At 42.0% G+C, this 13,731-nt stretch carries 15 protein-coding genes; 14 read left to right on the forward strand and 1 reads right to left on the reverse strand.

The annotated features are described in order from the left end of the window. Positions 1 to 10 precede the first annotated feature (10 nt). From BrL25_RS17125 to BrL25_RS17185, 14 genes are all read left to right on the forward strand, one after another. Positions 11 to 208 carry a hypothetical protein gene (locus tag BrL25_RS17125; RefSeq protein WP_003345362.1) on the forward strand — a complete coding sequence of 66 codons (198 nt, stop codon included), beginning with the start codon at positions 11 to 13 and terminating at the stop codon, positions 206 to 208. A gap of 42 nt (positions 209 to 250) precedes the next feature. Further along, positions 251 to 424: a hypothetical protein gene (locus BrL25_RS25240; protein WP_018672196.1), complete on the forward strand. Its 174-nt coding sequence runs from the start codon at positions 251 to 253 to the stop codon at positions 422 to 424. A 197-nt stretch (positions 425 to 621) separates the two neighbouring features. Then, positions 622 to 1,710, forward strand: a complete 1,089-nt coding sequence (locus BrL25_RS17130) for an AI-2E family transporter (protein ID WP_018672195.1) — start codon at positions 622 to 624, stop codon at positions 1,708 to 1,710. Positions 1,711 to 2,141: 431 nt separating this feature from the next. Further along, a complete protein-coding gene (gene alaS / locus BrL25_RS17135) occupies positions 2,142 to 4,793 on the forward strand; it encodes an alanine--tRNA ligase (RefSeq protein ID WP_018672194.1) in 2,652 nt (883 codons plus the stop codon). Positions 4,794 to 4,940: 147 nt separating this feature from the next. Next, a complete protein-coding gene (locus BrL25_RS17140) occupies positions 4,941 to 5,201 on the forward strand; it encodes an IreB family regulatory phosphoprotein (RefSeq protein ID WP_003338316.1) in 261 nt (86 codons plus the stop codon). A gap of 17 nt (positions 5,202 to 5,218) precedes the next feature. Then, on the forward strand, positions 5,219 to 5,632 hold the full coding sequence (gene ruvX, locus BrL25_RS17145) for a Holliday junction resolvase RuvX (protein ID WP_018672193.1): 414 nt from the start codon (positions 5,219 to 5,221) through the stop codon (positions 5,630 to 5,632). A 5-nt stretch (positions 5,633 to 5,637) separates the two neighbouring features. Next, entirely contained in the window at positions 5,638 to 5,934 is a 297-nt protein-coding gene (locus BrL25_RS17150) for a DUF1292 domain-containing protein (RefSeq protein ID WP_018672192.1), read from the forward strand. Positions 5,935 to 6,053: 119 nt separating this feature from the next. Further along, positions 6,054 to 6,470: an NUDIX hydrolase gene (locus BrL25_RS17155; protein WP_018672191.1), complete on the forward strand. Its 417-nt coding sequence runs from the start codon at positions 6,054 to 6,056 to the stop codon at positions 6,468 to 6,470. An 85-nt stretch (positions 6,471 to 6,555) separates the two neighbouring features. After that, on the forward strand, positions 6,556 to 7,662 hold the full coding sequence (gene mltG / locus BrL25_RS17160; RefSeq protein WP_018672190.1) for an endolytic transglycosylase MltG: 1,107 nt from the start codon (positions 6,556 to 6,558) through the stop codon (positions 7,660 to 7,662). Between the two features lie 121 nt (positions 7,663 to 7,783). Further along, on the forward strand, positions 7,784 to 8,437 hold the full coding sequence (locus BrL25_RS17165; RefSeq protein ID WP_018672189.1) for an O-methyltransferase: 654 nt from the start codon (positions 7,784 to 7,786) through the stop codon (positions 8,435 to 8,437). Continuing rightward, on the forward strand, positions 8,434 to 9,375 hold the full coding sequence (locus tag BrL25_RS17170; protein WP_018672188.1) for a peptidase U32 family protein: 942 nt from the start codon (positions 8,434 to 8,436) through the stop codon (positions 9,373 to 9,375). The genes BrL25_RS17165 and BrL25_RS17170 overlap by 4 nt, the downstream gene beginning before the upstream one ends. A 46-nt stretch (positions 9,376 to 9,421) precedes the next feature. Then, positions 9,422 to 10,702 (forward strand): peptidase U32 family protein, encoded by a 1,281-nt coding sequence (locus BrL25_RS17175; RefSeq protein WP_018672187.1) that lies wholly within the window; start codon positions 9,422 to 9,424, stop codon positions 10,700 to 10,702. Between the two features lies 1 nt (position 10,703). Further along, positions 10,704 to 11,345 carry a uridine kinase gene (gene udk / locus BrL25_RS17180; RefSeq protein ID WP_018672186.1) on the forward strand — a complete coding sequence of 214 codons (642 nt, stop codon included), beginning with the start codon at positions 10,704 to 10,706 and terminating at the stop codon, positions 11,343 to 11,345. A gap of 121 nt (positions 11,346 to 11,466) precedes the next feature. Beyond that, entirely contained in the window at positions 11,467 to 13,266 is a 1,800-nt protein-coding gene (locus BrL25_RS17185; protein WP_018672185.1) for a peptidoglycan D,D-transpeptidase FtsI family protein, read from the forward strand. On the opposite strand, the gene BrL25_RS17190 is transcribed toward BrL25_RS17185, so the two are convergent. Further along, on the reverse strand, positions 13,229 to 13,702 hold the full coding sequence (locus BrL25_RS17190) for a Mov34/MPN/PAD-1 family protein (protein ID WP_018672184.1): 474 nt from the start codon (positions 13,700 to 13,702) through the stop codon (positions 13,229 to 13,231). The two genes, BrL25_RS17185 and BrL25_RS17190, sit on opposite strands and share 38 nt — an antisense overlap. Positions 13,703 to 13,731 lie beyond the last annotated feature (29 nt).

A 13,731-nucleotide genomic window follows, 5' to 3' on the forward strand; every position in this document is an offset into this window, starting at 1 on the left:
GTTATTATGCATGATGACTTGCCCCAATTGTTCATCAAAAGATATTGGTAAAATTGGAACGAATCAGTACTACTGCTGGAATTGCTATGTTGAGATGAGCATGTCTGGAGATCAGATTTCTTCTATTTATCAGGTGGAAGAAGACGGTTCCTTGGAATCGTTAAATGACTTGTTCCTGGATGACCAAGAACTAAGAGCACAAGCGTAACACTTCAATCTTACCCCATGAGAATCTGAAGGAGGCTGCTTAATGAGACGCGGAATTTTTCGAACTTTGATCATGAGTGGGATCGTAGCTGCTATTGGATATTTGATGAGGTCTAAGCGGAGTCAAAAATTCTTTAGTGGGTGGGGAAAAATGAAATTTTCCCAGCGAGATATTCAAAGGCTAGGTCGTGTTCTGAAGCGTTCGTTTGCACGCTAATCTTCTATTCAATCTGGAAATCACATTTGATAAGTGGCGGTAGACTTTTTTACCCATAGAAAAAACAAAGCAACCTGTTTCCCCTTCGTGGAACAGGTTGCTTTGTTTTTTTGATTCAAATAACTAGCTTTTCCGCATCTTTCCTCTCTTTTTCGCACATCCTACCAAAAGGAGTTTTTAGATATGGGGGATATGCCATGGAGCAACTGACAAAACAACCAACACCACAACAAAAACGTTATCGTTTTTATCATATTGCTGTATCTATTATCTTATTGCTTATTATAGCCAATCTATTCGTGTTACTTCGACCTGCATTGAAACCTCTATATTTTTTGATTGAAGAGGTGACCATTCCATTTATTGCGGGACTAATTATTGCCTATCTACTTCATCCTGTTGTTACAAGTTTAGAAAAAAGGAAGGTACCGCGCTTGACCGCTCTCCTTTTGATTTATTTGGGGTTTGTACTACTAGTGGTCATTACTGTGATGAATGCTATTCCTGTTTTTACTAAACAACTGATAGAACTCTCAGACGATCTGCCACGTTTAACAAACTGGTACGAGACATGGATGCAAGAGTGGGAGGCTCATAAATACTTTTTGCCAGATAGCGTTCAGCATGGTGTAGATCGAGCTATCATTCAATCGCAGGAAAAAATGTCGCGGGATATTTCTTCGTTTGTTGATGGTGCAAAAAAAACGCTTGGAAAGGTGTTGGGATATGCGGTTGTTCCTTTTATTGCTTTTTATCTACTAAAAGATATGAAAGAAATTCATCGAGGTCTTATTTTATGGGTACCTCGTAAGTTCCGCCGCCAAACACAAGTAGCGTTGCGAGATATTAATGATTCGTTGGGAAAATATATTCACGGACAAATGGTTGTGTCTCTTATAGTAGGAGTGCTGATTTTTATTGGATATTGGGCAATTAAGATGCCCTATCCTTTTGTATTAGCTTGCTTTGTGGCTTTGACCAACATTATTCCTTTTATTGGACCCTTGATTGGGGCTGTTCCGGCGTTGTTGATTGCCCTTACGATTTCTACAAAACAAGCCTTGTTTGTTATAGGGATAAACTTAGCAATACAAATCATTGAGGGTAATATCATTTCGCCAAATATTGTAGGAAAAACACTCCATCTCCATCCCCTCACGATTATTTTTGCTTTGCTTGCCGGAGAAGCGATAGCTGGAGTGGTCGGGATGATCCTGGCGATACCTGTACTTGCAGTACTGAAAGTGATTATTCAGCGTATTATTTTGATTCGAACTCAAAGTTGACATTACTTAGAAAAAAACACTATAATGACGTTGAAACGTTATTCAATGTAACCAATTATATAGCGACTAGATCGTTGATGGAACGAGTAGGTTGCACCCTTTTCAAAGAGAGGACGCTCCCCGGCTGAAAGAGCTTCCAAAAGAAGGACAACCGAAGGCTACTCCGAAGACCGGAAAAAACCGGCGGCAGGACCCCGTTATGGTCATGAAAGCGACAGTTTCTCTCGTAGTCAAGCACGGTTCTTGTGTGTGAAGAATGAGAGTTCTGTAAGCAGGGTGGTACCGCGAGACAATAGCTCTCGTCCCTGAGGGGATGAGGGCTTTTTTTATTTGTCTGAAGTCAGCAATTGCATACAAAAACGATGGTGGGCCGAGTAAATAAACAGAAGTAGGTCATTACCTCGTGTTGAAAAATAAAGGAGGCAAACAGCATGAAGAAGTTGACAGGTAATCAGGTTCGTCAAATGTATTTGGATTTCTTTGTGAGTAAAGGACATTGTATTGAACCAAGTGCATCTTTGGTACCGGTGGATGACCCATCTTTGTTGTGGATTAACAGTGGGGTAGCTACGCTAAAGAAATATTTTGATGGTCGAATTATTCCTGATAACCCACGCATAACAAATGCACAAAAATCCATTCGTACAAACGACATTGAAAACGTAGGACGTACAGCGCGTCATCATACCTTCTTTGAAATGCTAGGAAATTTCTCCATTGGGGATTATTTCAAAGTTGAATCCATTCATTGGGCGTGGGAGTTCTTGACAAGTCCTGAATGGATTGGTTTTGACCCAGAGAAATTGTCTGTTACAATCCATCCTGAAGATGATGAAGCATTTGAGATTTGGAATAAAGAAATTGGTGTACCAGAAGAGCGTATCATTCGTTTAGAGGGTAACTTCTGGGATATCGGAGAAGGTCCGAGCGGTCCGAACACTGAGATTTTCTATGATCGCGGTGAATCATTTGGTAATGACCCAAGCGATCCAGAATTGTATCCGGGTGGAGAGAATGAACGTTATTTGGAAGTATGGAATCTAGTATTCTCCCAATTTAATCATAATCCTGATGGTACGTATACTCCATTACCTAAGAAAAATATTGATACAGGTATGGGCTTGGAGCGCATGGTTTCTGTCATCCAAAATGTAGATAACAACTATGAAACAGACCTGTTGTTCCCGCTAATCGAACAGACTAGCAAAATTTCAGGTGTGTCTTATAAAACCAATGATGAGTTGGATGTAGCGCTAAAAGTAATTGCAGATCATGTGCGTACGGTTACTTTTGCTATTGGCGATGGGGCCCTACCATCTAATGAAGGTCGTGGTTATGTATTACGTCGTCTGCTTCGCCGTGCTGTACGTATGGGTAAAATGCTAGGCATTCAGAAGCCGTTCTTGTACACACTGACCAAAACAGTTGGCGATATGATGGGAGTGTTTTACCCAGAAGTGGTACAAAAACGTGACTTTATCGAACGTGTAATTCGTGCTGAGGAAGAACGTTTCCATGAAACATTGGAAGAAGGTCTGTCCATTTTAGAAGGTATGGTAAAAGCAACAAAGGCATCTGGTGGCAACCAGCTAAGTGGTCCGGATACCTTCAAGTTGTATGACACATATGGCTTCCCGATTGACTTGACAGAGGATTTTGCTATGGAGCATGGTCTTTCTGTTGACCGTGATGGTTTCGAACAAGCAATGGAAGAGCAACGTGAACGCGCTCGTGCTGCTCGTCAAGATGTAGACAGCATGCAGACGCAAGGTGGAGCATTGTCGGAATTAACAGTAGCAAGTGAATTTATCGGTTATACAACATTGTTTGCGGATGCTAAGGTAGAAGCCATTATTGTTAATAATCAACTTGTAAAAGAAGCTCAAGAGGGTGTTACCTGCCAAGTGGTCCTAGATCGCACACCTTTCTACGCTGAGAGTGGCGGGCAGATTAATGACGAGGGTACTTTGACTGCAGATACTGTGAAAGCACGCGTATTAGATGTACAAAAAGGGCCTCATGGTCAAAATGTACATCAAGTACTAATTGAAGCGGGTACATTGCATGTAGGTGCTCAGGTTGCGGCTGAGGTAGACCAACAAGGACGTAACGCTACGATTAAAAACCATACAGCCACGCACTTGTTGCATCAAGCTCTAAAAGACGTTCTAGGAACACATGTAAATCAAGCAGGTTCTTTGGTATCTCCTGAGCGACTTCGCTTTGACTTTACACATATTAGTTCCATTACAGCAGAAGAGCTTGAACGTATCGAACAAATCGTGAATGAACAAATTTGGAATAATTTACCTGTTAACATTACGAACATGAAGATTGCTGAGGCAAAAGAAATGGGCGCGATGGCACTATTCGGCGAGAAGTATGGGGACGTTGTGCGTGTAGTTAATGTTGAAGGCTATAGCATCGAGCTGTGCGGTGGTTGCCATGTAGGGAACACAGCTGAGATCGGTCTATTTAAAATTTTGAGCGAGAGCGGTATCGGTGCCGGTACACGCCGTATTGAAGCAGTGACAGGTCGCGGTGCTTATCAATATTTAAATCAACAGTTAACTACACTTAAAGAAGTGGCACAAGCGGTCAAATCGCCACAGTTGCATGAGACTCCTACTCGTGTAGAGGGCGTGTTGGCTCAATTAAAAGAGACACAACGCGAAGCTGAATCACTACGTACGAAATTGGGTAATATTGAGGCAGGGACTCTCACGGATCAGGTGCAAGAAATCAATGGTGTAAAACTCTTGGCTACTCAAGTATCCGCAACGGATATGGATAACCTACGTGGTATGGTGGATGAGCTGAAAAATAAATTAGGCTCTGCAATTATTGTACTTGGTTCTGTAGAAGGCGATAAGGTAAACATTGTAGCTGGTGTAACCAAAGACCTGATGGGCCAAGGATTCCATGCTGGTAAAATTGTCAAGGAAGTCGCTACCCGTTGTGGCGGTGGCGGTGGTGGTCGCCCTGATATGGCACAGGCTGGTGGGAAGGAACCTGCTAAATTAGGCGAAGCACTTTCTATTGTTGCAAGTGTAGTAGAAGGACAAGCGGTTGCAAATCAATAGGTAAAACGTCTACAATATAGAGTAACAAGGTGAACTGGATTCATTCGCTGTGCGGGTGAATCCTTTGCCTTTCGGATAAACCCTAAAAATGAGTTACTCATTATGCTTATAATAGGCTCATTTTTAAATAAAGCGAGGTGTTAGGCTATGTCTATGGACAATACCATGAAGTTTAGCGCTCCAAAGGAAGCAAGTGAAGCTGAAGTACGTGCTACTTTGGAAGAAGTATATAGCGCTCTACAAGAAAAAGGCTATAATCCAATTACGCAGATTGTAGGATATCTATTATCAGGAGATCCTGCATTTATTCCTCGCCATAACAATGCTCGCAGTTTAATTGGTAAAATTGAACGCGACAAGCTAATTGAAGAAATGGTGAAAGCTTACTTGTCACCAAAAGGTTCATAACTTCATAGGAGATAATTATGCGAATACTTGGATTGGATGTGGGTGAAAAGACCATAGGCGTCGCAGTAAGCGACGAGCTAGGTTGGACCGCTCAAGGAATCGAAACGATTAGACGCTCGTCCAAAGAAAATGATTTTGGGCGTATCGAAGAATGGATTGCGACGTACCAAGTACAAGCACTGGTGGTTGGTCTGCCGAAGAATATGAACGGCACGATTGGCCCCAAGGGTGAATACTGTCAAGCTTTTGCTGAGCAACTGAAGGAGCGGACAGGATTACCCGTTCATCTCTGGGATGAGCGATTGACGACGATGGCAGCGGAGAAAATGTTAATCTCGGCTGATGTGAGTCGCCAAAAGCGAAAGAAAGTGATTGATAAAATGGCAGCCGTACTCATCCTTCAGGGGTATTTGGATGCTAATTCGAGGTGAAAACAATGAGTGAAGACATGAAAAATGACTATGAAGTAGGCGACGTGATCGCATTGGTGGAGGAAGGGGAAGACGATTCGGCTACCCGTGATTTCCGCATCATGTACATCCTAGAAGTGGAAGATCGCAATTATCTAGTTTTAGTTCCAGTTGATCAAGAAGATAACGAAGAGTATGAAGTTCACTTCTTGCGTTATGATGGAAGCGACATTCTTGAGCCTATTGAAGACGATGCTGAATGGGACGCTGTAGAAGCTACCTTTGAAACATTGATCGACGAATTGGAAAGCGAAGAGAGCTAGTATTTGATCACGTAGGAAGAACAGAGCATGGGTCAACTGGAGAAAAGGGCATCACAAGGATGATGACTTTTCTTCAGTAGCTCATGCTTTTTTTAAATCAAGGATGGAAGAGGGAGCTTATGGCGACGAAAATGGTAAGTACGGTAATAGTACAAGAAGATCAATTTTTACTGATTCGAGAAGAAAGCAAAGAATGCGGAGGTTTATGGAATATCCCATCAGGAGTAGTACAAGCAGGAGAAAAAATTATGGATGCTGCTGTGCGCGAAGTATCTGAAAAAACGGCTCTACAAGTAGATTTAATCGGTCTAGCAGGTATCTATCAATTTGTAGATGCAACGAGAGAACAAGTGGTGTGCAATGTTTTTACAGCGACTGTGAGTGGAGGTAGCATTCAGATAGACGGAACAAAAATCATAGAAGCAAGATGGTTTCGTTTAACAGAGATTGAGCAGTTGGATGATGACACTCTTTGTCATGCCCATTTAGTAAGGCGAGTTTTTGAAGATATAAAAAATAATGGAAAAAACGGATAGACAAACAACAAGAATCGTTATCAAAACGTGCAAGATATACGATCTTTTTGTATAATGAATGGCGATGTAATGTGAGGAGGAGTGTGTGAGCTTGGCAAAAGATAGTGAAGAAAGACAGGATTTGCTAAGGAATCAATCCCGATCGCGAAAGAAACGAAGCGGTGGGTTTATAGTAAAAGGCTTGCTATGGTTCACATTGCTTGTCCTAATAGTAGGCGGCGTGGGGACCTCTTATGTATATCAACAGTTGCAACCAAATGCCATTACAGCTACTACCGAAGTAGATATCCCTCCAGGTTCTAGCGTCAAGCAAATAGCTACACTGCTAGAGAAGAATGGTATTATTAAAAATGCCAATTTATTCTCGTATTATGTTCGCTATCAAGGAGTAGCTGGTGATCTGAAAGCAGGAACCTATCAAATTGATCAACAAGTAACCATCGAACAATTGATCAATATGTTGAGCGAAGGAACTCAAGCAGAAGTGGCTCGCTTTACCATACCAGAGGGCTGGAACGTAAGCCAGATTGCAGATGCGCTTGCTAAAAAAGGGTTAATTGAGAAAGATATTTTTATACATGAAATAAACGAGGGAGATTTCTCTGAATTTCCGTTTGTCTCGTCTATTCCCAAGAAAGAAGGGCGAAAATATCGGTTAGAGGGATATTTGTTTCCAGAAACCTATGAGGTTCGTAAGGGAGCAAGTGAGCATGAGATTATCGCCAAAATGCTGGGACAGTTTCAAAAAGAGTGGAAGCCAGAATGGACCGAACAAATAAAGAAGCACAAGTTAACAATAGATGAAGCGGTTAATTTGGCTGCGATTGTAGAACGTGAAGTGGTGGTGGACCACGAACGGTCAATTGTAGCTGGAATTTTTTATAATCGAATGCGTGATAGCTGGAAATTACAATCATGTGCCACTGTACAGTTCGTCTTAGGCAAGCAACGTGATCGCATTACATTTGAAGATTTAAAGATAGCTAGTCCATATAACACCTATATTCATGAGGGACTGCCTCCTGGACCGATTGCGAGTCCTGGTAGAGCGTCGCTTGAGTCGGTCGTGAATCCACAAAAAAACGAATACTTCTTCTTTGTGACGAAAAAGGACGGGACACAGGAGCATTACTTCTCCAAGACATTTGCAGAGCATGTTTCTAAAAATGCTCAAAGTCAAGGAAGTTGGTAACAAAACGATAGTGGCTGTTTTGGTGAAATGTGTTATAATAGAACGGTTGTGAATTAGCTTATGACAGATTCTATACCAAAATGTATACTATCTGGTTGAAAGAGAACGGGGGACCTTCCACATGATTACGAACCCTGCGATAGATAATTATTTAAAAGATCTTATTCCACAGCGCTCCCCGCTATTAACGCGACTAGAGCAGGAGGCACATGAAGAGAATATCCCTATCATTCAGTTGACTGGGGCACAATTCTTACGTACCTTACTGTTAATCAAAAGACCCAAAAGCATCTTGGAAGTAGGTACAGCCATTGGTTACTCAACAACCTGGTTGGCTGAGGCTGCTCCTACGGCAAAAATAGTAACAATGGAACTAGACGAAGAGCGAATCACCCGCGCACGTGCTACGTTTAAAGAAGCTGGCCTAGAAGATCGAATTGAACTGATAGAGGGCGACGCGACAAAGGGTTTAGCAGATTCATATGAGTTTGATTGTTTGTTTATTGACGCTGCTAAGGGACAATATCTCACCTTTTTACAATTATACCTCCCTTTGTTAAAAGAAGGGGGTCTAGTAATTACGGACAATGTCTTATACCGTGGTCTTGTTACTGATCCGCAAGCGGCAGGAAAACGTCAAAAGAAAATGGTCGAGAAGATTGATGGATTTAACAAGCATCTAATGGGACACCCCCAGCTAGAAACATCCATTGTACCTATAGGGGATGGGATTGCGATTAGTGTAAAGCAGACGAGAGGAGAGGGCAGTGCGTGAAAAAGCCTGAACTATTGGTTGCGGTAAAAAAATTAGCTGATGTTCTGCCGTTAATTGAGGCTGGTGCGGATGCTCTAAGCATTGGAGAAGCACGCTATGGACTACGCAATGCAGGAGATTTTACCGTTGAAGAAATAGACGAAGCGATTCGCTTGGCACATAGTAAGGGTGCTAAGGTGTACATCAATATAAATTCGTTATTGCACAATGAAGAATTAGATGGATTAGACGATTTTCTCATTCGTTTGGAAACAGTGGGAGCAGATGCTGTAGTATTTGGTGATCCGGCTGTTTTGGTAGCTGCTAAACAAGTGGCTTCCAAGCTAAAGCTACACTGGAGTATGGAAATGCTATCCACAAGTTACGATACAATTAATTATTGGGCAGAAAAAGGGGCAAGCCGTGCTGTATTGGCACGTGAATTGACCATAGATGAGACCCTTGAAAATCAACAAGAAGCAAAATGCGAGATTCAAACGCAAGTACATGGTCCAACTTGCATTTTCCAATCCAAACGTGATCTTGTATCGGCTTATTTTGGTCATCAGGGACGTGATATGGAACAGGAAGATACCAGTATGGATCGCGGCATGTACGTGAAGGAAGAAAAACGCCGCAATATTAGCTATCCTGTATATGAAGATCTCCATGGAACTCATATTATCAGTGCGGAAGATATCTGTATGATTGATGGTCTTGAGGATTTTGTGAATGGTGAATTGGACAGTTTGAAAATTGAAGGATTGCTGCATACCTCTGAGTATTTAATTGAAGTGACCAAGCTATATCGTGAAGCTCTAGATTTGTGCGTATCTGATGTAGAACAATATCGTGATAAAGCAGCTGAGTTTCTTGAGAAAATCGAAGCCCTGCAACCAAAAAATCGACCTTTGAACACTGGATTTTATTATAAACCACCAATTCCTTACCATGCATAAACGGGTAAAGAAGACTTGCGTAAATTGAAATGAGAGGTGAATCATCTTGAGCACGATTATAACCCCAAATCAAACAGGATTAAAATCGGTGATTGCTAAGCCTGAGTTACTAGCTCCAGCAGGTAACCTAGAAAAATTACAGTTTGCAATTCGTTATGGAGCAGACGCCGTATATATCGGTGGTCAAGTATACAGCTTGCGTGCCAATGCTGATAACTTCTCCTATGATGAAATGCGTGAAGGGGTTAAATTTGCCCATGCTCACGGAGCTAAAGTGTTTGTAGCGACCAATATTATTGCCCACAACGAAGATTTAGGTGGCATGGCGGAGTATTATCAGGAACTACAAAATATTGGCATTGATGCTGTTATTGTAGCGGACCCTGCATTGATTCAGGCATGTAAGAAGGCGGCTCCAAAAATTGAAGTGCATTTGAGCACTCAGGCTTCTACAACGAACTGGCGCTCCGTTCAGTTTTGGAAAGATGAAGGAATTTCTCGTGTCGTTCTAGCACGTGAAGTTTCCATGAAAGAAATTTATGATATAAAATCTCATGTTGATGTAGAAATTGAAGCGTTTATTCACGGCGCGATGTGTATTGCTTATTCCGGTCGATGTGTATTGTCTAATCATATGGCGATGCGTGATTCTAACCGTGGAGGTTGTGCACAATCCTGTCGTTGGAAATATGATCTATTTGAAGATGGATTTAACTTCGAAGAGGCAGAGAAAAACGGTGCCAAGACATTGTTTGCTGAAGGAGACGAGCAATATACGATGTCTCCTAAGGATTTAAGCATGTTACCATATATTGCAGATATGATTGACGCTGGTGTCGATTCCCTAAAAGTGGAAGGCCGGATGAAGTCTATCCATTATGTAGCAACCGTTTCTCGTGCTTATCGCATGGCGATTGATTCTTACTTTGAAAATCCGAAAAACTTCAAGATCAAACAAGAATGGATCGACGAAGTGTACAAGGCTGCGCCACGTACGCTGTCTACTGGATTCTTTTACGGAAGCCCAAGCACACAAGAACAAATCTTTGGTGAACCAGATCATCCGATCCCTTACGATTTTGCCGGATTGGTTATGGACTATGATCCTGCTACAAGTATTGCAACTGTTCAAGTGCGCAACCACTTTAAAGTGGGCTCGAAGGTAGAATTCTTTGGACCAGATACATTCTTTGCACAACAAGTAGAACAAATTTGGCACCATGTCACTGATGAAACATTAGATGCAGCACGTCATCCAATGTCATTGGTCAAAATGAAGGTAAACCAACCGGTGAAACCTTATGACATGATGAGGAAGGAGCTATAGAATGGGTCGCCCCGTACTGATTGGGGTAGCCGGGGGAAGCGGGTCCGGTAAAACCACCGTTGCAAGAGAATTATACCGCCAGTTTAAAGACGAGAGTGTCTTGATGATTGAGCAGGATTCTTATTATAAGGATCAAAGCTACATGACAATGGATGAGCGTGTAAAAACAAATTACGACCATCCTTTTGCTTTTGATAATGATCTATTGCTAACACACCTCCATGAGCTACTCAACTATCGAGCAATCGAAAAACCGCAATATGATTTTAAGGAGCATACTAGAGCGGCAATGACGGTTAATGTCCAGCCAGCCGATGTTATTATCCTTGAAGGTATGTTGATCTTAGAAGACCAACGTATTCGCGACATGATGGATATTAAGGTGTTTGTTGATACAGACGCCGACGTTCGTATCGTGAGGCGTATTCAGCGTGATATTGAGGAGCGCGGACGCAGTTTAGACAGTGTTGTTCAACAGTACTTAAATGTTGTTCGTCCCATGCATTTGCAATTTATCGAACCCACAAAGCGCTATGCAAATATCATTATTCCAGAGGGTGGCTATAACAAGGTAGCACTTGATCTGCTCTCCACAAAAATACACAACATCTTACATGATAAGAACCAATGTTTTTTTGAATAGACATAGCTAATAAATGATTACAAAAGACTCATACCAGCTTACATGGTGTGGGTCTTTTTGGTTTGAAAAGGTGGCTGGAGGGAAATACTGGGGAGAAAAAGTGAAGGAGGTGAGAAAGAAAATGGATCTGCAAGCGCTTAATAAGCGGAGAAGCTTCCTTATCCTACTAATTATCAGTTTACTGTTCGGGGGATTATTAGTGAGGCTTTGGTGGATTCAGGTAGCAGCAGCCCATTCTTTTTCCCCTCATAATATTGATTTGGTTAAAGCGGCGGTTAAACAAAGACAGCAGGCCATTACATTAAATAGTGGACGAGGTGAAATCACAGATCGTCATGGAGAACCGCTTACGGGAGTAGAAAAAAGTGCACTCATTCTTTTTCCATTGGCTCGTGGTAATACAGAGGTAAATGAGAAGATCAGAAAAGTAGCGGAGATTGTGCAAAGTAGGGAGTCTGAAATCATGAAAATGATTCAGAAAGGAAAAAACCCGGCACCTTTGCGTGACTTCGCTGGAAATATCATTGAATTAAATGAAAAACAGATGAAGCAAATTAATGATTTAAAAATCCCAGGCATCTTATCCGTAGCAATGACGGAACGTTATGCTCCAACAGGTATTGCTAAACAAGTGATCGGGTATGTAAGTCAAAATCCTGAGCGAATTGCGCAATTATATGCAGATGATTTACGAAGTGGAAAAATGATGGCCGATACCCCGATTGGATCTTCTGGACTAGAACGAACGTTTGATCGTTTTTTGCAAGGAATGCAACCATCTATCCTCTCTTATTATGTAGATGGTCAAGGAAATCCCTTAAGTGGATTGGATACAAGATTTTCTATAGAGGATAATGCCTTTTATCCATTGACCGTGAAAACAACAGTGGATCGCCAAATCCAATCATATATGGAACAAGCAATGGATATGGCGGGAATAGAAGATGGGGCGGTCGTGGTGCTTGATGTGAAAAATAGTGATATCCTGGCAATGGCTTCTCGTCCAAAATTTGACCCAACGAAGGTGAATGTGGAAGAAGGAAAATGGAAAAATCAAGCATTAATTCAGATTTCACCAGGATCGGTTTATAAAACAGTCGTAGCTGCCGCTGCACTAGAGGATGGGGTTGTATCTCCTAGAGAAACCTTTACCTGTGAAGGCAGCTATGGAAAATATGGATTCTCCTGCTGGAAAAAAGAAGGTCATGGACACTTAACTATGCTGGAAGCCTTTGCGGAGTCATGTAATATTACTTTTGCTGAGATCGCCAAGCGTTTAGGTGGAGAACGAATTTTGAAACAAGCGGAGAAAATGGGGCTAACCAACCAAGTTGGGTGGCAGGTTGACCAATTGTATAAAATGGAAAATTTTAAGCAGCTAGATGGAGAAGAGAAAGGTCAAGTTTTTGCTAAAGGAGTATCGCCAAATGATGAGGGTGTTCTCATTCAGACAGCGATTGGTCAGCGCGATGTACAGGTTTCTCCTCTACAGACAGCAAATATGATGGCTATGATTGCTAGAGGTGGTAAAGCAAAGGAAGCTCGCCTCGTCTCAGAAATTGAATACCGGAATGGAAGTCGATTTTATGAGTTTCCGGAGAATGAGCTAGCTGGGGTAGGAGTGGACAAGGTTACTTCTCAAAAGCTTTCGCGTTTTCTACAAGAGGTTGTCCGAGAAGGTACGGGCAGCTCCTTGAAAGACCTGCCGTTATCTGTCGCTGGTAAAAGCGGAACCGCACAGGTCTTATATAAAGGAGAGCCTAAGGTGCATCAGTGGTTTGCTGGATTTGCTCCTGCTAATAGTCCTCGATACGCTATTGTAGTGGTAGCTAAAAACCAACAGATATCAGCGGCGAGCAAAGCGACTCAAGCATTTAAATTAGCTATCGAGCGGCTTGCGACGTTTGAACTTCGATCTTAGAAAAAGAACGAATTCCTCTGTCTAAGAAGTAAGCGCGAGCCATTAGCTGTTCCTGTCGGTTATATCCGACGATCAACATGATAGGGGAATTGGAACGATATTCATTTTTATTGCTTTTTTGAACGAACGTATTTTTGTCGGTTCGACTAGGCGTAAGACGCGGCATTGTATGACTGTGCCAATCGCCAATGTACTGTATTTTACTATTTGGTCGTGTTTTACGCCTAATGATACGGCGAAGATAAGGATCATCAAATAAAATGGAATGTTCCATCCGTAATGCATTAGGACCAGGCTCACTAGCAAATGTAATAATCCAACTAGTAGCATCTTGCTGATAACCTAAAAGAACCCCACCTGTTTCCAAATCAGGATATTCTCCAACCGCTCTTTGAATCTGGGACCATGCGGTTTCTGTAAGATATAAGGTTGACATCCCAAGACCTCCTTTCCAAAAATGACGGA

It is taken from the genome of Brevibacillus laterosporus DSM 25 (assembly GCF_002706795.1).
Taxonomy (GTDB): Bacteria; Bacillota; Bacilli; order Brevibacillales; family Brevibacillaceae; genus Brevibacillus_B; species Brevibacillus_B laterosporus.

Excerpts from the sequence above, each read along its gene's own strand:
- BrL25_RS17125 (WP_003345362.1), top strand. The coding sequence starts at position 11 with ATGATGACTTGCCCCAATTGTTCATCAAAAGATATTGGTAAAATTGGA.
- BrL25_RS25240 (WP_018672196.1), top strand. The coding sequence starts at position 251 with ATGAGACGCGGAATTTTTCGAACTTTGATCATGAGTGGGATCGTAGCT.
- BrL25_RS17130 (WP_018672195.1), top strand. The coding sequence starts at position 622 with ATGGAGCAACTGACAAAACAACCAACACCACAACAAAAACGTTATCGT.
- alaS (WP_018672194.1), top strand. The coding sequence starts at position 2,142 with ATGAAGAAGTTGACAGGTAATCAGGTTCGTCAAATGTATTTGGATTTC.
- BrL25_RS17140 (WP_003338316.1), top strand. The coding sequence starts at position 4,941 with ATGTCTATGGACAATACCATGAAGTTTAGCGCTCCAAAGGAAGCAAGT.
- ruvX (WP_018672193.1), top strand. The coding sequence starts at position 5,219 with ATGCGAATACTTGGATTGGATGTGGGTGAAAAGACCATAGGCGTCGCA.
- BrL25_RS17150 (WP_018672192.1), top strand. The coding sequence starts at position 5,638 with ATGAGTGAAGACATGAAAAATGACTATGAAGTAGGCGACGTGATCGCA.
- BrL25_RS17155 (WP_018672191.1), top strand. The coding sequence starts at position 6,054 with ATGGCGACGAAAATGGTAAGTACGGTAATAGTACAAGAAGATCAATTT.
- BrL25_RS17165 (WP_018672189.1), top strand. The coding sequence starts at position 7,784 with ATGATTACGAACCCTGCGATAGATAATTATTTAAAAGATCTTATTCCA.
- udk (WP_018672186.1), top strand. The coding sequence starts at position 10,704 with ATGGGTCGCCCCGTACTGATTGGGGTAGCCGGGGGAAGCGGGTCCGGT.
- BrL25_RS17185 (WP_018672185.1), top strand. The coding sequence starts at position 11,467 with ATGGATCTGCAAGCGCTTAATAAGCGGAGAAGCTTCCTTATCCTACTA.
- BrL25_RS17190 (WP_018672184.1), bottom strand. The coding sequence starts at position 13,702 with ATGTCAACCTTATATCTTACAGAAACCGCATGGTCCCAGATTCAAAGA.